This window comes from Pseudomonas sp. 09C 129, assembly GCF_002843625.1.
Taxonomy (GTDB): domain Bacteria; phylum Pseudomonadota; class Gammaproteobacteria; order Pseudomonadales; family Pseudomonadaceae; genus Aquipseudomonas; species Aquipseudomonas chlororaphis.
This window is the reverse complement of sequence record NZ_CP025261.1, coordinates 280,357-297,892: the sequence shown is the minus strand read 5'-3', so window position 1 is coordinate 297,892 and position 17,536 is coordinate 280,357. Positions and strand designations below refer to the sequence as shown.

The 17,536-nt window shown below is 61.6% G+C and carries 18 protein-coding genes and 1 pseudogene; 14 read left to right on the top strand and 5 right to left on the bottom strand.

The genetic code is table 11. The features are described from left to right. Nucleotides 1-85: 85 nt before the first annotated feature. The 7 genes and pseudogenes from pstB (at nt 86) to CXQ81_RS01430 (ending at nt 5,366) form a co-directional block, all read left to right on the top strand. Complete coding sequence (pstB, locus tag CXQ81_RS01460; protein ID WP_007928526.1) at nt 86-919, top strand: phosphate ABC transporter ATP-binding protein PstB; 834 nt, start codon at nt 86-88, stop codon at nt 917-919. 110 nt (nt 920-1,029) lie between these two features. Continuing rightward, nucleotides 1,030-1,791, top strand: a complete 762-nt coding sequence (phoU, locus tag CXQ81_RS01455; protein WP_007928528.1) for a phosphate signaling complex protein PhoU — start codon at nt 1,030-1,032, stop codon at nt 1,789-1,791. 167 nt (nt 1,792-1,958) lie between these two features. Beyond that, nucleotides 1,959-2,921, top strand: coding sequence for a response regulator (locus tag CXQ81_RS01450; protein ID WP_053263131.1), 963 nt, complete (start codon nt 1,959-1,961; stop codon nt 2,919-2,921). Nucleotides 2,922-3,317: 396 nt separating this feature from the next. Next, on the top strand, nt 3,318-3,593 hold the full coding sequence (locus tag CXQ81_RS01445) for a hypothetical protein (RefSeq protein WP_101336291.1): 276 nt from the start codon (nt 3,318-3,320) through the stop codon (nt 3,591-3,593). Nucleotides 3,594-3,765: 172 nt separating this feature from the next. Continuing rightward, nucleotides 3,766-4,086: pseudogene (locus CXQ81_RS01440) on the top strand (type II toxin-antitoxin system RelE/ParE family toxin); the annotation flags it as partial. Nucleotides 4,087-4,093: 7 nt separating this feature from the next. After that, the gene (locus CXQ81_RS01435; RefSeq protein WP_037004383.1) at nt 4,094-4,408 is read left to right on the top strand and encodes a helix-turn-helix domain-containing protein; all 315 of its coding nucleotides are present in this window, start codon (nt 4,094-4,096) and stop codon (nt 4,406-4,408) included. A 61-nt stretch (nt 4,409-4,469) separates the two neighbouring features. Beyond that, nucleotides 4,470-5,366 (top strand): peptidoglycan DD-metalloendopeptidase family protein, encoded by an 897-nt coding sequence (locus CXQ81_RS01430; RefSeq protein WP_007928535.1) that lies wholly within the window; start codon nt 4,470-4,472, stop codon nt 5,364-5,366. A 248-nt stretch (nt 5,367-5,614) separates the two neighbouring features. Here the strand turns inward: CXQ81_RS01430 and CXQ81_RS01425 are convergent, their stop codons facing one another. The 3 genes from CXQ81_RS01425 to phoB all read right to left on the bottom strand — a co-directional run bounded on the left by CXQ81_RS01425 (nt 5,615) and on the right by phoB (nt 9,202). Continuing rightward, nucleotides 5,615-6,955, bottom strand: coding sequence for a hemolysin family protein (locus tag CXQ81_RS01425; protein WP_007930300.1), 1,341 nt, complete (start codon nt 6,953-6,955; stop codon nt 5,615-5,617). Nucleotides 6,956-7,071: 116 nt separating this feature from the next. Beyond that, complete coding sequence (gene phoR / locus CXQ81_RS01420) at nt 7,072-8,364, bottom strand: phosphate regulon sensor histidine kinase PhoR (RefSeq protein WP_219735118.1); 1,293 nt, start codon at nt 8,362-8,364, stop codon at nt 7,072-7,074. A gap of 148 nt (nt 8,365-8,512) precedes the next feature. Continuing rightward, entirely contained in the window at nt 8,513-9,202 is a 690-nt protein-coding gene (gene phoB, locus CXQ81_RS01415) for a phosphate regulon transcriptional regulator PhoB (RefSeq protein WP_007896474.1), read from the bottom strand. Nucleotides 9,203-9,353: 151 nt separating this feature from the next. Here phoB and CXQ81_RS01410 point away from each other — a divergent pair, with 151 nt between their 5' ends. Then, the gene (locus CXQ81_RS01410; RefSeq protein ID WP_007930297.1) at nt 9,354-9,737 is read left to right on the top strand and encodes a hypothetical protein; all 384 of its coding nucleotides are present in this window, start codon (nt 9,354-9,356) and stop codon (nt 9,735-9,737) included. A gap of 75 nt (nt 9,738-9,812) precedes the next feature. Here CXQ81_RS01410 and ubiA read toward each other — a convergent pair whose 3' ends face one another. Beyond that, nucleotides 9,813-10,703, bottom strand: a complete 891-nt coding sequence (gene ubiA / locus CXQ81_RS01405; protein ID WP_101336289.1) for a 4-hydroxybenzoate octaprenyltransferase — start codon at nt 10,701-10,703, stop codon at nt 9,813-9,815. After that, on the bottom strand, nt 10,703-11,266 hold the full coding sequence (locus CXQ81_RS01400) for a chorismate lyase (RefSeq protein WP_101336288.1): 564 nt from the start codon (nt 11,264-11,266) through the stop codon (nt 10,703-10,705). The genes ubiA and CXQ81_RS01400 overlap by 1 nt, the downstream gene beginning before the upstream one ends. A 216-nt stretch (nt 11,267-11,482) precedes the next feature. Between CXQ81_RS01400 and CXQ81_RS01395 the strand changes: the two genes are divergently transcribed. The 6 genes from CXQ81_RS01395 (at nt 11,483) to tssC (ending at nt 17,529) form a co-directional block, all read left to right on the top strand. Further along, nucleotides 11,483-11,650 (top strand): rubredoxin, encoded by a 168-nt coding sequence (locus CXQ81_RS01395; protein WP_007930291.1) that lies wholly within the window; start codon nt 11,483-11,485, stop codon nt 11,648-11,650. Nucleotides 11,651-11,688: 38 nt separating this feature from the next. After that, nucleotides 11,689-12,837, top strand: a complete 1,149-nt coding sequence (locus CXQ81_RS01390; protein WP_101336287.1) for an NAD(P)/FAD-dependent oxidoreductase — start codon at nt 11,689-11,691, stop codon at nt 12,835-12,837. A gap of 188 nt (nt 12,838-13,025) precedes the next feature. After that, entirely contained in the window at nt 13,026-13,301 is a 276-nt protein-coding gene (locus CXQ81_RS01385) for an HU family DNA-binding protein (protein ID WP_003213368.1), read from the top strand. A 629-nt stretch (nt 13,302-13,930) separates the two neighbouring features. After that, a complete protein-coding gene (tssA, locus tag CXQ81_RS01380; protein WP_101336286.1) occupies nt 13,931-15,487 on the top strand; it encodes a type VI secretion system protein TssA in 1,557 nt (518 codons plus the stop codon). Between the two features lie 33 nt (nt 15,488-15,520). Further along, the gene (gene tssB, locus CXQ81_RS01375; protein WP_007930286.1) at nt 15,521-16,024 is read left to right on the top strand and encodes a type VI secretion system contractile sheath small subunit; all 504 of its coding nucleotides are present in this window, start codon (nt 15,521-15,523) and stop codon (nt 16,022-16,024) included. 29 nt (nt 16,025-16,053) lie between these two features. After that, nucleotides 16,054-17,529 carry a type VI secretion system contractile sheath large subunit gene (tssC, locus tag CXQ81_RS01370; RefSeq protein WP_053263125.1) on the top strand — a complete coding sequence of 492 codons (1,476 nt, stop codon included), beginning with the start codon at nt 16,054-16,056 and terminating at the stop codon, nt 17,527-17,529. Nucleotides 17,530-17,536 lie beyond the last annotated feature (7 nt).

Below are 17,536 nucleotides of genomic sequence, written 5' to 3'. Positions count from 1 at the left end.
AGCCACAAGCGGCAAGCCACAAGCCGCTTTTGCTCAAACTTGCAGCTTGCAGCTAGAAGCTTGCAGCTACGAACGGAGTGAGATCATGCAACAAGAAGCACATACCCACGGCATCAACATGTCGGCCCTGGGCCGCGACAAGCAGAGCCTGAACCTGGACCAGGAAACCGTGGCCATCGAAGTCCCGGGCCTGAGCCTGTTCTACGGTGAGAAGCAGGCGCTGTTCGACGTCAGCATGAACATTCCGAAGCAGCGCGTGACCGCCTTCATCGGCCCGTCCGGCTGCGGCAAGTCGACCCTGCTGCGTACCTTCAACCGGATGAACGATCTGGTGGACGGCTGCCGCGTGGAAGGCGAGATCAACCTCTACGGCAACAACATCTACCGCAAGGGCGAAGACGTGGCCGAGCTGCGCCGCCGCGTGGGCATGGTGTTCCAGAAGCCCAACCCGTTCCCGAAAACCATCTACGAGAACGTGGTCTACGGCCTGCGCATCCAGGGCATTAACAAGAAGCGCATCCTCGACGAAGCCGTCGAGTGGGCCCTCAAGGGCGCGGCGCTGTGGGACGAGGTCAAGGACCGTCTGCATGAATCGGCACTCGGCCTGTCCGGTGGTCAGCAGCAGCGTCTGGTGATCGCTCGCACCATCGCTGTGGAACCGGAAGTGCTGCTGCTCGACGAACCCTGCTCGGCGCTCGACCCGATCTCCACCTTGAAGGTCGAAGAGCTGATCTACGAACTGAAATCGAAGTTCACCATCGTGATCGTGACCCACAACATGCAACAGGCCGCGCGTGTCTCCGACTACACGGCGTTCATGTACATGGGCAAACTGGTGGAATTCGGCGACACCGATACGCTGTTCACCAATCCGGCGAAGAAGCAGACCGAAGACTACATCACCGGTCGGTATGGCTAGCAGCAGCCGCGAGCCGCAAGCTTCAAGCGGCAAGTGAGAGCGGTTCGAGTACGACACAACATGGCTTGCAGCTTGTAGCTTGCAGCTCACAGCTTTTGCGGAGCACACACATGATTTCTAAGGAAGGCTTGACCCATCACATCTCCCAGCAGTTCAACGCCGAGCTCGAGGAGGTGCGCAGCCACCTCCTGGCGATGGGCGGGCTGGTCGAGAAACAAGTCAACGACGCCGTCACCGCGCTGATCGAAGCCGACTCGGGGCTCGCCCAGCAGGTGCGCGAGATCGACGACCAGATCAACCAGATGGAACGCAACATCGACGAAGAATGCCTGCGCATTCTCGCCCGTCGCCAGCCGGCGGCTTCCGACCTGCGTCTGATCATCAGCATCTCCAAGTCGGTGATCGACCTGGAGCGCATCGGCGACGAATCGACCAAGATCGCCCGTCGCGCCATCCAGCTGTGCGAAGAAGGCGAAGCCCCGCGCGGCTACGTGGAAGTGCGGCATATCGGCGACCAGGTGCGCAACATGGTCCGCGACGCGCTGGATGCCTTTGCCCGCTTCGACGCCGACCTGGCGCTGTCGGTGGCCCAGTACGACAAGATCATCGACCGCGAGTACAAGACCGCGTTGCGCGAGCTGGCCACCTACATGATGGAAGATCCGCGCTCGATCTCGCGCGTTCTGAGCATCATCTGGGTCCTGCGCTCCCTGGAGCGGATCGGCGACCACGCGCGCAACATCTCGGAGCTGGTGATTTACCTGGTGCGCGGCACCGATGTGCGCCATCTGGGCCTGAAGCGGATGAAGGAAGAAGTTGAAGGCACCAGTGCCGAAAGCGCTAATGTTCCGGGTGAAGCTGACGATAAGTAAGGTTGCCCGAGAGAAGCGCCCGGCCCTTTGGCCGGGCGTTTTCGTTTATGGGGATTTAACTTGAAAAGCAGCGCCCGCGAACGAAAAGTCCCGGCGTGACTGAAGAGTTTTGGCAAAGTGCCATCAGTAAAGCGTTATGCTAGCCGGGATTTTTAAAGGGGTGGTCGATGAGTAAGGTAAGTGTGTTGGTGGTGGATGACGCTTCGTTCATTCGTGACCTGGTGAAGAAATGTCTGCGCAACTACTTCCCTGGCATCAAGATCGAGGACGCCATCAACGGTCGTAAAGCCCAGGCCCTGCTGGCCCGTGAAGCCTTCGACCTGGTCCTGTGCGACTGGGAAATGCCGGAAATGTCCGGCCTGGAGCTGCTGACCTGGTGCCGCGGCCAGGAGGCGATGAAGGCCATGCCGTTCATCATGGTCACCAGTCGCGGCGACAAGGAGAACGTGGTGCAGGCGATCCAGGCCGGCGTCTCCGGCTACGTCAGCAAGCCGTTCACCAACGAGCAACTGCTGACCAAGGTCAAGCAGGCGCTGAACAAGGTCGGCAAGCTCGACACCCTGATGAACAGCGCGCCGACCAAGATGAACTCGGCGTTCGGCAATGACTCCCTGAGTGCCCTGACCGGCGGCAAGGCCGAAGTCATCGGCGCCGCGCCGGCGGCTGCGGCGGTCAATCCGTTTGCCAAACCTGCCGTGGTGTCCGCTCCTGCTCCCGCTGCAGCCCCGTCTCGTGGGTTGCTCAACAGTCCTCCGGTGAAGGCGCCGGCTCCTGCCGCCGCTGCGTCTGCTGGTGGTCGTGGCCAGGGGCAGTTACGCCTGCCCAGCGGTACTCAGCAATGCGTGATCAAGGCGCTGAGCATCAAGGAGGCGCTGTTGGTGGTGAAGCGCACCGATACGCTGCCGCAGGTGCTCGACAGCGCCGTGCTGGACCTGGAGCAGGGCGACAATGCCGAAGTGGCGCGCCTGAACGGCTACCTGCATGCGGTGGTGGCCTATGAGCCGAAGCCGGACAGCGAGTGGTTGCAACTGACCTTCCGCTTCGTCGACCAGGATGCGCAGAAACTCGACTACATCTCCCGCCTGATCGCCCGCGGCACGGCGCAGAAGCACTTCGTCCCCGGCGCCTGAGGGGTTCCTGCCCCCCTGTTTCACGGGCAGCCACGCTTGCGTAGGAGCGAGGCTTGCCCGCGATAGCGTCCGCTCTGACGCTGCATTCTCCGGACCGCTGGCCCCCGACCTTTCACATCCCCACACAATCCCTCGATTGCTTCCTTCTGGGCTCAAACCTAGGCTCTGGTTTGTCGCGGCCAATTCCGCGACCGGGTTTGGCGACTCGTGTTAATAGGCGTAACAGCGCCATGTATCATGTCGGGCATTTCGTGTTCGCCGTGTTATGGCGGCTGTGCGTGGGAGACCTTCGGGTCTGCCGGTTTTCCTATTTACCCGGTTCGCCAACCTGCGTACAGCTGCCACCCTATCGTTTGGCGACGATGGCTGACAGCTCCCAAAATAGGAGCGTTATCGATGTCCAAGCCAATTCCCCTCAAGTCCAACACCGGCGACTCCCCCGTTCTACTGATCAACCCGGATGCGTCGCTGGTCGATCTGCAGGCCAGTGCCAGTCTGCGTTTGAATGCGGCGCGAAACCTGCTGCAAACACTTTCCTGTACCACGCTTTTGCATGCTGACGAGGGTGATCTGGGGCGTGTCACTCAGGCGCTGTATCTGTTGCTGGATGATGGTTGTGATGTGTTGCAGGCTGCGCAGAGCAAGGCGTTGGGGGAAAGGGCAGTGGTTTGATGCCGTGTGTCCGATTCTCGGTTTTTTAGGTTGATTTATATCTGTACTGATATAGGTTGTGGTCTGTGCTTTTGGCTTTTCTTGTGCCTGGCCACGCTTTGAAACAACCCGGTCGCGCGCTGTGGCGGTCGGGTTGTTTAACCTCTCTGGGGTCAGTAACGGGAGAGGTTCGATGCCTAGGCACAAGGATGTGGTGTTTGTCGGGAGCGCGCTCCGGGACCTCCGGGCTTTTCCGCTGGATGCGCGAAGGGCCGCGGGTTTTCAGCTGGATCTGTTGCAGCAGGGCGAGCCGCCCTATGACTGTCGGTCGATGAAAACCGTGGGGCCGGGGGTGTTCGAGATCAGGATCAGTGAGGATTCAGGAGCGTTTCGGGTGTTTTACGTGGCCAACCGGCCCGCGGCCATTTATGTGCTGCACGCCATGCGCAAGACCACCCGCAAGACCGAAGCGCGGGACATCGAGCTGGCTCGGGCCAGACTTCAGGAGATAAGTGCACGCCATGACCGATCACATGCATACCGAGCGTTTCGCCAGTGTCTGGGACGCGCTCGAAGGTTCGCCTCAGGAAGCCGCCAATATGCGCCTGCGCTCCAAGCTCATGCTGGAGCTGGGCAAGACCATCAAGGCCTGGGGTGTTTCGCAGAAGGAGGCCGCCAGGCGGCTCAATATCACCCAGCCGCGGCTCAACGACGTGCTCAGCGGCAAGATCAACAAGTTTTCCCTGGATGCGCTGGTCAACCTCTCCGACGCCGCGCACCTGGGGGTCGATATCAGTTTCAGTCCGTCGGCAATGGAACCTCTGGTGCAGGGTTGATTCATACAAAGTCCACGTCGGGCTGCTAGCCTGACTTCAGGCTTTCCTCAGAATCTTGCCCATGTTCATGCACCTGCTGTTTTCCTGCGGTCTGTTGCTGGCTGCCACCTCGGCCATGGCCATGACCATCTACAAGTCCACCGACGCCAACGGCGTGGTGTCCTACAGCGACCGTCCGTCGCCGGGCGCCCAGGTGTTCGTGTTTCGCGATCGCATGGTCGAGCACCTGGAACGCCAGGTGCGTCTGGACGTCGAGAAGAGCTGGGGCGTGGACAGCGTCTTTGTGCGTAACGACCTGTATGCGCCGGTGGAGATCGAGCTGGGGTTTACCGGCCTGAAGAACATCCGCAGTGCCCCCAGGCAGCCGATTCGCCGGGTACTGCCGGCCCGCAGCCGACAGCGCCTGGCACAGCTCACGGCCATGCAGGCGGGCAAGCCGCTGATCTATGTCCCGCAGTTTCGTTACTCCCTGGGCGACCCTGCGGGCGCCGCCCAGGCCTATCGTTACCCGCTGCCCTGGCGTGGCGGCCCCTTTCGCCTGACCCAGGGCGCCAACGGCCGGTACAGCCATTTCGGCCCCAAGAGCCGCTATGCCATGGACATCGCCATGCCCGAGGGCACGCCGATCATCGCGGCGCGTGGCGGGGTGGTGGTGAAGACCGAGAACCGCCAGAGCGGGCGCGGCACCGACCCTTCCGGTAATTTCGTGCGGGTGTTGCACAACGACGGCACCATGGGGGTGTACCTGCACCTCAAGCGCGGCTCGGTAAGCGTGCGTGAAGGCCAGCGGGTCGTGGTGGGCAGCCCGCTGGCGTTGTCGGGCAACACCGGCAACAGCAGTGGCCCGCACCTGCACTTCGTGGTGCAGCGCAATACGGGGCTGGGGCTGGTGTCGATTCCCTATCAGTTCAACCAGCCCATCGGCAGCCTGCCGAATTTCGCGCTGGGCAAAAAGTAGCCGTGTAGCCGCTGCCGAAGGCTGCGATAAGGCCGAAGGCCTTCAGCGATCTCAAGAGCCTGCGCCCGCTTCGTCGGAGTGCCGCCCAGGTCGATCGCAGCCTTCGGCAGCGGCTACAGGGTGATCGGCGGAACAGGTGATAATCGGGGAGGGGATCGCGAGCAATCGAGCCTCGACCGGCTGCTCCTACAGATGAACGCGGTTCATTGTAGGAGTGAGCTTGCTCGCGATGAGGTGTCAGACCGTGCTCAATCGAGCATCAACACCTTGGCCAGGACGATTTTCGGGCCTTTCATCTTCTTGATGATGATGCGCAGGCCTTCGACCTCCATGACCTCTTCTTCTTCCGGTACCCGTTTCAGGGTCTCGTAGACCAGGCCGGCGAGGGTTTCGGCCTCGATATGGTCCAGGTCGATGCCCAGCAGGCGTTCCACCTTGAACAGCGGGGTATCGCCGCGCACCAGCAACTTGCCGGGCTGGTAGGCGAGGATGCCGCGCTCGGCCTTGCGGTGTTCGTCCTGGATATCGCCGACCAGCACTTCCAGCACGTCTTCCATGGTCAGGTAGCCGATGATCTTGCCGTCGGCTTCTTCCACCAGGGCGAAGTGCGAACCGCCTTTACGGAACTGTTCCAGCAGCTGCGACAGCGGCATGTGCCGGGAAACGCGCTCCAGCGGGCGGGTCAGCTCGGCCAGGTTGAACGACTCGGGGATGTGGTCCAGCGCCGCCAGTTCCAGCAGCAGGTCCTTGATGTGCAGCAGGCCGACGAACTCGTTGCGCTCGCTGTCGTAGACCGGGTAGCGGCTGAACTTGTGGCGGCGGAACAGGGCGAGGATCTGCTTCAGCGGCGCGTTGAATTCCACGCTGATCAGGTCTTCCCGGGAGTTGGCCCAGTCCACCACTTCCAGCTCGCCCATTTCCACGGCCGAGGCCAGTACGCGCATGCCCTGGTCGCTGGGGTCCTGGCCCCGGCTGGAGTGCAGGATCAGCTTCAGTTCTTCGCGGCTGTAGTGGTGCTCGTGATGCGGGCCGGGCTCGCCCTGGCCGGCGATGCGCAGGATGGTGTTGGCGCTGGCGTTGAGCAGGTAGATCGCCGGGTACATCAGCCAGTAGAACAGGTACAGCGGCACCGCCGTCCACAGCGACAGCAGCTCGGGCTTGCGGATGGCCCAGGACTTGGGCGCCAGTTCGCCGACCACGATGTGCAGGTAGGAAATGATGAAGAAGGCGGTAAAGAACGACACGCCCTTGACCACTTCCGCCGAATCCACGCCCACGGCGCTGAGCAGCGGCGCCAGCAAATGCGCGAAGGCCGGCTCACCGACCCAGCCCAGGCCAAGGGAGGCCAGGGTGATCCCCAGCTGGCACGCGGAAAGGTAGGCATCCAGCTGGCTGTGTACGGTGCGCAGGATCTGCCCGCGCCAGCCGTTCTTGTGGGCGATGGCCTCGACCCGGGTCGAGCGCAGTTTGACCATGGCGAACTCGGCGGCTACGAAAAAGCCGTTGAGCAGAACCAGGAGCAGTGCAAAAAGAATCATGCCGAAGTCGGCGAAAAGAGACGCGAGGGTAAAACCAGGGGAAGGGTCCATGATGGAGTTTTGCGGGTTCCGTGTATTCGAAAAAGAGAGAAATGCGCGGCGCAATGGCCGGCGCAAGCCAGCCAATGTAGCGGCTGGCAGGGCGATTGCCTAGTGGCGCGTGGCTGTCACCGCTGGTCGGTCAGGGTGTCGGCACGCAATCTTTTCACCTGGGCCGGGGCGAAATGGCAGGTAAAAGTGCTGCCGTGGCCCGGTACGCTGCTGATCTCCAGGCGCGCCCGATGGCGCAGCAGCACATGCTTGACGATGGCCAGGCCCAGGCCAGTGCCGCCGGTGTTGGAGTTGCGGCTGGAGTCGACCCGGTAGAAGCGTTCGGTCAGGCGCGGCAAGTGCTTGCTGTCGATGCCGATCCCCGAATCCTGCACGCTCAGGTGCGCGCCTTGCTCGTCGCCCCACCAGCGGATGCGGATGTTGCCCTCGGCCGGGGTGTATTTCACGGCGTTGAACACCAGGTTGGAAAAGGCGCTGCGCAGTTCCGCTTCGCTGCCCTTGAGCAGGACCTGCGCGTCGGCTTCCAGGGTGATGCGCTGGTTGCGTTCACCGGACAGCGCCTGGGCATCGCTCTTGATCGACTGCAGCAGCACGTCGATCGGCACCGGCTGGTTGTCCGACGGGTAGTCGGTGGCTTCCAGCTTGGCCAACAGCAGCAGGTCGTTGAGCAGGGTCTGCATGCGCCCGCCTTGCTGCTGCATCTGCTGCAGGGCGCGGTTCCAGCGCGGGTTCACTTCCTCGACGTTGTCGAGCAGGGTTTCCAGGTAGCCGCAGATCACCGTCAGCGGCGTGCGCAGCTCGTGGGAGACGTTGGCGATGAAGTCTTTGCGCATCTGTTCCAGCTGGTGGATGCGGGTCACGTCGCGCACCAGCATCAGGTGTTCGTTGTTGCCGTAGCGGGTGATGTACAGCTGGATACGGACCCGGTCATTGGTCGGCGAGGGGATTTCCAGCGGCTCGTTGTAATTGTCCTGCTCGAAATACTCCTTGAAGCGTGGATGGCGCACCAGGTTGGTCACCGGCTGGCCGCTGTCCTGCGGGGTCTTCAGGCCCAGCAGGGTTTCCGCCGCGCGGTTCCACCATTCCAGGTTGCCGTCGCTGTCGAGCATGATCACCGCGTCTTTCAGCGCCGCGGTGGACTCCTGGACCCGGTCGATCACCGCTTGCAGGCGCCCGCGCACCCGTTGGTCGCGGCGTTGCAGGTGGTAGATGCTGTCGAACACCTCGCCCCACAGGCCGTAGCCATCGGGCGGTGCTTCATCGGGTTGGTGCAGGCGCAGCCATTCGTGCAGGCGCAGCAGTTGCTTGAGGGTCCAGGCCAGGTAGATCCCCAGGCCGATGGCCAGGCTCCAGCCGTAGTAACCGCTGATCAGGCCCACCAGCAGGCAGCCGGTGACCAACAGCAGCATGTGGCGAATCAGGGTGCCATGCCAGTTCTGGTTCACTTAACACGCGTCCATGGGAAGTGGAGCAGCTCCAAGCTGCAAGCTTCAAGCTGCAAGTTTTAAAGTGGTCGGCTTCAGCTTGCCGCTTGTGGCTTATGACTTGCCGCTGCTGTTAAGCCTTGGTGGAAAAACGGTAGCCGGTGCCGCGCACGGTTTGTACCAGATTCTCGTAGGCATCGCCCAAGGCTTTGCGCAGGCGGCGGATATGCACGTCGACGGTACGCTCTTCGACATAGACGTTGCCGCCCCAGACCTGGTCCAGCAACTGGCCACGGGTGTAGGCGCGTTCCTGGTGGGTCATGAAAAATTGCAGCAGGCGGTATTCGGTCGGGCCCATCTCGGCCGGTTTGCCGTCGATGGTCACGCGGTGGCTGATCGGGTCCAGCAGCAGGCCGCCGACTTCGATCGGTGCCTCGCCGTCGGTCGGGCCAGCGCGGCGCAGCACGGCCTTGAGGCGCGCGACCAGCTCGCGAGGGGAGAATGGCTTGGTGATGTAGTCGTCGGCGCCGACTTCCAGGCCCTGGATCTTGTTGTCCTCTTCGCCCTTGGCGGTGAGCATGATGATCGGGATGTCACCGGTCAGCTCATCGCGTTTCAGGCGCCGCGCCAGCTCGATGCCGGAGGTGCCGGGCAGCATCCAGTCGAGCAGGATCAGGTCGGGCTTGCGGTCGACGATGATGGCATGGGCCTGCTGGGAGTTCTCCGCCTCCAGGCAGTCGTAGCCGGCCATTTCCAACGCAACGGCGATCATTTCGCGAATGGGCGCTTCGTCGTCAACGATCAGAATGCTCCTGCCAACCATGCTTAATCCTCTTGTCATTTAACTGTCTTGCGCCGCATTAGATAACGGAATTATTGCAGTCGTGTGACAGTATTTTAGGTGCTGGTGCGAGGGCTGCATTCGTGGACTAAGCTTTGGGTCCGAATCCTGACAACCACCAAAGAAGGTTTCCATGACTCAACACACGCAATCCTGGAAAGCCCTGTTGCTGAGCGCTGCGCTGGCCCTGCCGGGGCTGGCGTTCGCTGCGGAACCGGCGATGACCAAAGACGGTATGTTCGTCGACCACAAGGGCATGACCTTGTACACCTTTGCCAAGGACAGTGGCGGCAAGTCCATGTGCAACGACAAGTGCGCCGCCAACTGGCCGCCGCTGATGGCCGCCAGCGGTGACAAGGCGATGGGCGAGTGGACCGTCATCAAGCGTGACGACGGCTCCATGCAGTGGGCCTACGACGGCAAGCCGCTGTACACCTTCGTGATGGACAAGAAAGCCGGTGACATGACCGGCGACGGCAAGATGGATGGCGCCTGGAAAGTGGCCAAGCCTGATTGATCGTAGTGTTTCTTCGCGGGCCAGCCTCGCTCCTACAGAAGCGGTAGGAGTGAGGCTGGCCCGCGATCACGATCTTCAGCGCACCGCGTAATCCACGACTATCCCCAGGAAAATCGCCAACCCCGCCCAGTGGTTATGCAGGAAGGCCTTGAAGCACTTCATCCGGTCGCGATCGCGGGTGTACCAGAACTCCCAGGCAAAACACCCGGCCGCCACCAGCAGGCCCAGGTGGAACCAGATACCCAACTCGAAACGCGCACCCGCCAGCAGCAGGCACACCAGCGCCAGGCCCTGTAGGGTCAGGATGATTACCCGGTCGGCTTCGCCGAACAGGATCGCGGTGGATTTCACCCCGATCTTCAGGTCGTCGTCGCGGTCAGTCATTGCGTAATAGGTGTCATAACCCACGGTCCACAGCAGGTTGGCGATGTACAGCAGCCAGGCGGTGGCCGGCAGCTCGCCGGTCTCGGCGGTAAAGGCCATCGGGATGCCCCAGGAGAACGCTGCGCCCAGCACCACTTGCGGGTAATAGGTGTAACGCTTCATGAAGGGGTAGCTGGCCGCCAGGGCCAGGCCGCCCAGCGACAGCCAGATGGTCGTCGCGTTGGTGCACAGCACCAGCAGGAAGCTGATGAACATCAGCACGGCGAAGAACACCAGGGCTTCCCTGGAGCTGATCTTGCCGCTGACCAGCGGGCGCTGTTCGGTGCGCTTCACATGGCCGTCGACCTTGCGGTCGGCCCAGTCGTTGATCACGCAGCCGCCGGCCCGGGTGAGGGTTACACCAAGGACGAAAATCACGATATTGGCCAGCGATGGCGAGCCTTCGCCGGCAATCCACAGGGCCCAGAGGGTCGGCCAGAGCAGCAGGTAGATGCCGATCGGCTTGTCCATGCGGGTCAGCTGGATAAAGTCCCAGGCGCGTGGATTCAGGTGGTTGAGGGATTTGAGCAGGCTCTGATACATCAGCGGTTCTCCGGCTGGGCGCCGACGGCGCTCCACAGGGACGGCAGGAAGATTTCGGCGACCAGCACGCTCAGGGCTGCGCGATCGAAGCGCGAACGGCGGGCCCAGAGGTCATCGGCCTGCACCTCGTCGGGCAGCCACGGGCGTGGGTAATGGCAGACCTCGATGGGGCGGCGCTGAAAGGCCTGGTCACAGAACAGCAGCTCGCCCAGGGAGCGGCTGCCCAACTCGTCCATGTTCAGCCCGCCATCTTGCAGGGCACTGCGGGCCGCCACGCTGCGGGCGAATACCCAGGCCTGGCCGTGACCGCGCAGATACACCTCGCGTACCCAGCCCTGGCTGCCTGGCTGCAGGTCCAGCGCGGCGCATTCGTCGGCGCGCAGGGGCTGCCAGCCCTCGACCAGCGGCGTCACGCTGAAGCCGTCGTTGGAGAGACGGGTCAGGCGCCGGGTCAGCGAACCTTCATCGAACAGCCAGTCGAGGGTCTGTGCGTCGGGGAGGGGCGTCAGCCGGCTTTGCGAGAGCCAGTCCGGGGTGGAAAATGCAGAGATTGAGTGCGGCACAGTGGGTCATTATTGGCAGCAAATGAGGCCGCGAGCTTAGCATGGTGCCAGGCGATTTTTCCGCAATGGAGCGGCCGCCTGCAGCGAACGTGCTTGCATCCGTCGGTGCTCATCAGTACAAAACGCGCTGGGCCGGACGCGCCCCCTGGCGTCATCCAGAGTCGAGTCATCGACCATCCCGCCGGCAACAGCCTGAGAACCTGAGGAAACGCGTAAATGAAAAAGTGGCAATGTGTGGTCTGCGGCCTGATCTACAACGAAGCCGATGGCTGGCCGGACGACGGAATCTTGCCCGGTACCCGCTGGGAAGACGTGCCTGAAGACTGGCTCTGCCCGGATTGCGGCGTCGGCAAAATGGATTTCGAAATGATCGAAATCGGCTGATCACACCCTGTGATCCCCTGAACCTGAAGGAGTAAGGAATGAACGCACCTGTCGTCATCGTGGGCACCGGGCTGGCCGGCTACAACCTGGCCCGGGAGTTTCGCAAGCTCGATAGCGAAACGCCGCTGCTGCTGATCACCGCCGATGACGGGCGTTCCTATTCCAAGCCGATGCTGTCCACCGGCTTCGGCAAGAACAAGGAAGCCGACGGCCTGAGCATGGCCGAGCCCGGCGCCATGGCCGAGCAATTGAAGGCCGAGGTGCGCACCCATACCCGCATCAGCGGCATCGACCCTGGCCACAAGCGCCTGTGGATGGGTGAAGAGGCGGTGAACTACCGCGACCTGATCCTGGCCTGGGGCGCGGAAACCGTGCGCGTACCGGTGGAGGGCGATGCTGGCGACCTGATCTTCCCGATCAACGACCTGGAAGACTACGCGCGTTTTCGCGCGGCTGCGGCCGGCAAGCGCCGGGTGCTGCTGCTGGGCGCCGGCCTGATCGGCTGCGAGTTCGCCAACGACCTGATCCTCGGCGGTTATGCAGTGGACCTGGTGGCGCCTTGCGAGCAGGTCATGCCGACGTTGCTGCACCCTGCGGCCGCCGCCGCGGTGCAGGCCGGGCTGGAAAGCCTGGGCGCGCGCTTCCATCTGGGGCCGGTACTCAATCGCTTGCAGCGCACGGCGGATGGCCTCGAGGCACATCTGTCCGACGGTGAAGTGATTGCCTGCGATCTGGTGGTGTCGGCGATCGGCCTGCGTCCGCGCATCGACCTGGCCGCCGCCGCGGGGGTGATGGTCAACCGTGGGGTGGTGGTCGACCGGCATCTCAAGACCTCCCACACCAACATTTATGCCTTGGGCGACTGCGCCGAGGTCGATGGGCTGAATCTGTTGTACGTCATGCCCCTCATGAGCTGTGCGCGAGCGCTGGCGCAGACCCTGGCGGGTAACCCGACGGCAGTCAGCTACGGCCCGATGCCGATCACCGTGAAAACCCCGGTCTGCCCGCTGGTGGTTTCGCCACCGCCACGCGGCTTGGAGGGCGTGTGGACAGTCGAAGGGCAGGGCGCCGACATCAAGGCGCTGTGCCGCGATGCAAGCGGCAAACTGCTGGGCTATGCGCTGACCGGGGCCGCGGTCATGGACAAACTGGCCCTGAACAAGGAGCTTCCCGGCTTGTTGGCCTAAATACCGGTCGTTCTGTCGGAATAATCATGTGTTTGCCACTACAAAGGTCGCGCAGAGACTGGCGCCACTCCTAACTGCGTGCCATCCTCACACCCGTCTGCCGCAGAGTAGAGCCTGCGGCGCCTTGGGCGCTGTTCCGGAAGAACAGCACGGACATAACAACAAAAAACCGTCAAAGAGGCTTCACTATGCGTAAACCAGAACTCGCCGCTGCAATTGCTGAAAAAGCGGATCTGACCAAAGAACAAGCCAACCGCGTTCTCAATGCCGTTCTCGAAGAAATCACTGGCGCCCTGCATCGCAAAGACAGCGTCACCCTGGTAGGTTTTGGAACCTTCCTGCAGCGTCACCGTGGCGCCCGTACCGGCAAGAACCCGCAAACCGGTGAGCCGGTGAAGATCAAGGCCAGCAACACCGTAGCCTTCAAGCCAGGCAAATCGCTGAAAGACAGCGTCAATCCATAACTGTTGCGAACTCCCTCGATAGCAGGGAGAACCGTATTGAAAAATGGGCAAGCCGATAATTCGGATGCCCATTTTTTATGGATGGTTGTTCGGCATATAAAGAACGGGAATGCATGCAGCAAGTTTCGCGAGGAACTACATCTGTATTGCTCAAAAAACATACAGACTGTTTGATGGCAAACTATCGTCTTGAGTGCCATCATATTGGTGGCACTTTACAAAGTTAGAGGCGTCCGTGACTGCACTCTTTCATAAAAGTTCAGAATTAGGATTTATTTCCGTACCCGGCACTTTCGATTCTGCCTGGCATTACCCCTTAATCATTGAATCGCTCTCTGGTTTATATCGCGCAAGGCTCTGGCCCGCGGCTTCTGGCGTTGCTGGTTGGAATAGGGATTCAACTGGCTGCCTAGGGGGAAACCCTGCCATATATAAGGCAATCTCTTACGAACAACCGATGACAGTTCGTCTTGTTGTTTGAGGGGATGCTTGCTAGTGGCCATCATACTGATTACGATGCGCGCTCTTGAAAGAGCAGGCTCAATTGGATGAGTACGCTCTTTGATACTGTCAAGCACGCGAAAAATGTCTCGCGGGCGTATAGACCGTAATCTCGAAAAAGGCCATGGATGTCCTACTCAAGTAAACTTTCTGCCCATTACCTCGAACTCGCCAAAGCCTCTGTTTCCAAAGAGAGTTTTGCGGGCGAGGACGTTCGCTTCTCCAGCGAATACGAGGCACTGGAAAGTGAGCTGGGCAAAGCCCAATCCATGCACGAAAGCGGTCAGATCGACTGGCTGAAAATCCTCGAGAACAGTGAAGCGCTGCTGCGTACCCAGTCCAAGGATCTGCGGGTGGCCGCCTGGCTCACCTGGGCCTTGTATCAGCGTGAATCCTTCCCCGGCCTGCTGGCCGGCCTTGGTCTTCTGCAGCACCTGTGCGAACAGCATTGGGCGCAGATCCACCCCGCCAAGCTGCGTACCCGGGCTGCCGCCGTCGGCTGGCTGGTGCCGCGTCTCGAGCAGGTGTTGGGCGAAAACGTCGCGATCAAGGAGCAACTGCCGCTGTTCCGCCGTCTGGTGGAACACCTGGAAGGGCTCGATGCCGCGCTCACCGAGCATCTGGGTGACAACGCGCCCTTGCTGCTGCCGATCTGCCGACGGCTGTCGACCATGGTCCAGCGCGCCGCCGACAATCAGCCAGAACCCGGCGCCGTGGGCGCGGTGGTGGCCCAGGTCAAGCAGGCCGCGACCCAGCTGTTCACGCCTGGCGCTCCGATCGACAACGAGAAGGAAGCGCAGAAGGCCCTGCGTGCGATGCAGGAAAACGCCCGTCCACTGAGCGCCTGGTGGCTCAAGCAGAAGGCCACTGACGTACGCGCCCTACGCCTGAACCGCACCATGCTGTGGTTGCCCATCGATGCCGTCCCGGAGCGCAACGCCGAGCAGATCACTGCGTTGCGCGGGCTGCCGGCCGACAAGCTGAAGACCTACCAGGAGCGTTTTGCCAATGGGCAATACGCCGACCTGTTGGTGGAGCTCGAAGCCAGCCTGGCCAGGGCGCCGTTCTGGTTCGACGGCCAGCGCATGGTCTGGGAATGCCTGCAGGGGCTGAACGCCGACCAGGCGATGCGCGAAGTGGAGTTTCACTTCGCGCTCCTGTTGCAGCGCCTGCCGGGGGTGGTCGAGTTGCGTTTCCACGACGGCGCACCTTTCGCCGACCCGGCCACCCGCGGCTGGATCAGCGCCCACGTCATGCCCCATCTGCAAAGCGCCAGCGCGCCGCGCAAGGTCGAAGCGACCGCCAGCCAGCCAGCCTGGGAAGAAGCCCTCGAAGAGGTCTTGCCGATCCTGCGCAAGGACGGCCTCAAGGCCGCCGTGCAGATCCTCAAGCAAGGCCTGCAGAACGCCCATGGCGGGCGGGTGAGGTTTTTCTGGCAGTTCAGCCTGGCGCGGCTGTGCTTCATGGCCAAGAAATACGAGCTGGCCAAGACCCAGCTCGAAACCCTCGATCAAGAATTACTGAGCTCGGGCCTGCATGCCTGGGAGCCGGATCTTGCGTTGGAAGTGCTGCACCTCCTGCATAGCTGCTGTGAGTTGTTGCCGCAGAACCACGCAGTGCGAGAACGCAAGGAAGAGATTTATCGCAGGCTGTGCCACCTCGACCTCGAAGTGGTACTCGAATAGGCCCCAGGGCCAACAACCGCAAGGAGAAAAGCCATGGCCAAAGAAGGCTCGGTAGCCCCCAAGGAACGCATCAACGTCACCTTCAAACCCGCCACCGGCGGTGCTCAGGAAGAGATTGAACTGCCGTTGAAGCTACTGGCAATCGGTGATTACACCCAGCGCGTGGACGAGCGCAAAGTGGAAGACCGCAAGCCGATCAGCATCGACAAAATGACGTTCGACGAAGTGCTGGCCAAGCAGGAGCTGAGCCTGACGCTGAGCGTGCCTAACCGTCTTCAGGAAGAGGGCGACACCGAAGAGCTGGCGGTCAAGCTGCGCGTCAACTCGATGAAGGACTTCAACCCGGCCAGCCTGGTCGAGCAAGTGCCTGAGCTGAAAAAACTGATGGAACTGCGCGACGCGCTGGTGGCCCTCAAGGGTCCGCTGGGTAACGCCCCTGCATTCCGTAAAGCCATCGAAGGCGTACTCGCCGACGACGAATCGCGCGGTCGTGTACTCGGTGAGCTGGGCCTGAACGCCGCAGCCACCGAAGCCTGAGTCTCTATCAGTCAAGGAAGCCAAACACTATGAGCACTAGTGCAGCACAACAGAAAAGCAACGAGAACGGCGAGTACAGCATTCTCGACAGCATCATCGCCGAAACCCGCCTGACTCCGGACGACGAAGCCTACGACATCGCCAAGCGCGGCGTGTCGGCCTTCATCGAAGAGCTGCTCAAGCCTCAGAACAATGGCGAGCCAGTCAAGAAGGCCATGGTTGACCGCATGATCGCCGAGATCGATGCCAAGCTCAGCCGCCAGATGGACGAAATCCTGCACCACGAAGACTTCCAGTCCCTGGAATCGGCCTGGCGTGGCCTGCAGTTGCTGGTCGACCGCACCAACTTCCGCGAAAACATCAAGATCGAAATCCTCAACGTCTCCAAGCAGGACCTGCTGGACGACTTCGAAGATTCGCCGGAAGTGATGCAGGCCGGCCTGTACAAGCACATCTACACCGCTGAATACGGCCAGTTCGGTGGCCAGCCGGTGGGCGCGATTATCGCCAACTACTTCATGTCGCCAAGCTCGCCAGACGTGAAGCTGATGCAATACGTGTCCAGCGTTGCCTGCATGTCCCACGCGCCGTTCATCGCCGCGGCCGGTCCGAAATTCTTCGGTCTGGAAAGCTTCACCGGCCTGCCGGACCTCAAGGATCTGAAAGATCACTTCGAAGGCCCGCAATTCGCCAAATGGCAGAGCTTCCGCCAGTCGGAAGACTCGCGCTACATCGGCCTGACCGTACCGCGCTTCCTGCTGCGCAACCCGTACGATCCGGAAGAGAACCCGGTCAAATCCTTCGTCTACAAGGAAACCGTTGCCAACAGCCACGAGCATTACCTGTGGGGCAACACCGCGTACGCGTTCGGTACCAAGCTGACCGACAGCTTCGCCAAGTTCCGCTGGTGCCCGAACATCATCGGCCCGCAGAGCGGTGGCGCGGTAGAAGACCTGCCGCTGCACCACTTCGAAAGCATGGGCGAAATCGAAACCAAGATCCCGACCGAGGTTCTGGTCAGCGACCGTCGTGAATACGAACTGGCCGAGGAAGGCTTCATCTCCCTGACCATGCGCAAAGGCAGCGACAACGCGGCGTTCTTCTCCGCAAGCTCGGTGCAGAAGCCGAAGTTCTTCGGCATCAGCGCCGAAGGCAAGGCCGCGGAGCTGAACTACAAGCTCGGCACCCAGCTGCCGTACATGATGATCGTCAACCGCCTGGCTCACTACCTCAAAGTGCTGCAGCGCGAGCAACTCGGTTCGTGGAAAGAACGTACCGACCTCGAGCTGGAACTCAACAAGTGGATCCGCCAGTACGTCGCCGACCAGGAAAACCCGAGCGCCGAAGTGCGTGGCCGTCGTCCGCTGCGCGCCGCGCAGATCATCGTCAGTGATGTGGAAGGTGAGCCGGGCTGGTACCGCGTCAGCCTGAACGTGCGTCCGCACTTCAAGTACATGGGGGCCGATTTCACCCTGTCGCTGGTTGGCAAGCTGGACAAAGAGTAACCAGGAG

What these genes read in the sequence shown, in the direction of transcription:
- pstB (WP_007928526.1), top strand. Translation starts at nt 86, where the DNA reads ATGCAACAAGAAGCACATACCCACGGCATCAACATGTCGGCCCTGGGC.
- phoU (WP_007928528.1), top strand. Translation starts at nt 1,030, where the DNA reads ATGATTTCTAAGGAAGGCTTGACCCATCACATCTCCCAGCAGTTCAAC.
- CXQ81_RS01450 (WP_053263131.1), top strand. Translation starts at nt 1,959, where the DNA reads ATGAGTAAGGTAAGTGTGTTGGTGGTGGATGACGCTTCGTTCATTCGT.
- CXQ81_RS01445 (WP_101336291.1), top strand. Translation starts at nt 3,318, where the DNA reads ATGTCCAAGCCAATTCCCCTCAAGTCCAACACCGGCGACTCCCCCGTT.
- CXQ81_RS01435 (WP_037004383.1), top strand. Translation starts at nt 4,094, where the DNA reads ATGACCGATCACATGCATACCGAGCGTTTCGCCAGTGTCTGGGACGCG.
- CXQ81_RS01430 (WP_007928535.1), top strand. Translation starts at nt 4,470, where the DNA reads ATGTTCATGCACCTGCTGTTTTCCTGCGGTCTGTTGCTGGCTGCCACC.
- CXQ81_RS01425 (WP_007930300.1), bottom strand. Translation starts at nt 6,955, where the DNA reads ATGGACCCTTCCCCTGGTTTTACCCTCGCGTCTCTTTTCGCCGACTTC.
- phoR (WP_219735118.1), bottom strand. Translation starts at nt 8,364, where the DNA reads ATGCTGCTGTTGGTCACCGGCTGCCTGCTGGTGGGCCTGATCAGCGGT.
- phoB (WP_007896474.1), bottom strand. Translation starts at nt 9,202, where the DNA reads ATGGTTGGCAGGAGCATTCTGATCGTTGACGACGAAGCGCCCATTCGC.
- CXQ81_RS01410 (WP_007930297.1), top strand. Translation starts at nt 9,354, where the DNA reads ATGACTCAACACACGCAATCCTGGAAAGCCCTGTTGCTGAGCGCTGCG.
- ubiA (WP_101336289.1), bottom strand. Translation starts at nt 10,703, where the DNA reads ATGTATCAGAGCCTGCTCAAATCCCTCAACCACCTGAATCCACGCGCC.
- CXQ81_RS01395 (WP_007930291.1), top strand. Translation starts at nt 11,483, where the DNA reads ATGAAAAAGTGGCAATGTGTGGTCTGCGGCCTGATCTACAACGAAGCC.
- CXQ81_RS01390 (WP_101336287.1), top strand. Translation starts at nt 11,689, where the DNA reads ATGAACGCACCTGTCGTCATCGTGGGCACCGGGCTGGCCGGCTACAAC.
- CXQ81_RS01385 (WP_003213368.1), top strand. Translation starts at nt 13,026, where the DNA reads ATGCGTAAACCAGAACTCGCCGCTGCAATTGCTGAAAAAGCGGATCTG.
- tssA (WP_101336286.1), top strand. Translation starts at nt 13,931, where the DNA reads ATGTCCTACTCAAGTAAACTTTCTGCCCATTACCTCGAACTCGCCAAA.
- tssB (WP_007930286.1), top strand. Translation starts at nt 15,521, where the DNA reads ATGGCCAAAGAAGGCTCGGTAGCCCCCAAGGAACGCATCAACGTCACC.
- tssC (WP_053263125.1), top strand. Translation starts at nt 16,054, where the DNA reads ATGAGCACTAGTGCAGCACAACAGAAAAGCAACGAGAACGGCGAGTAC.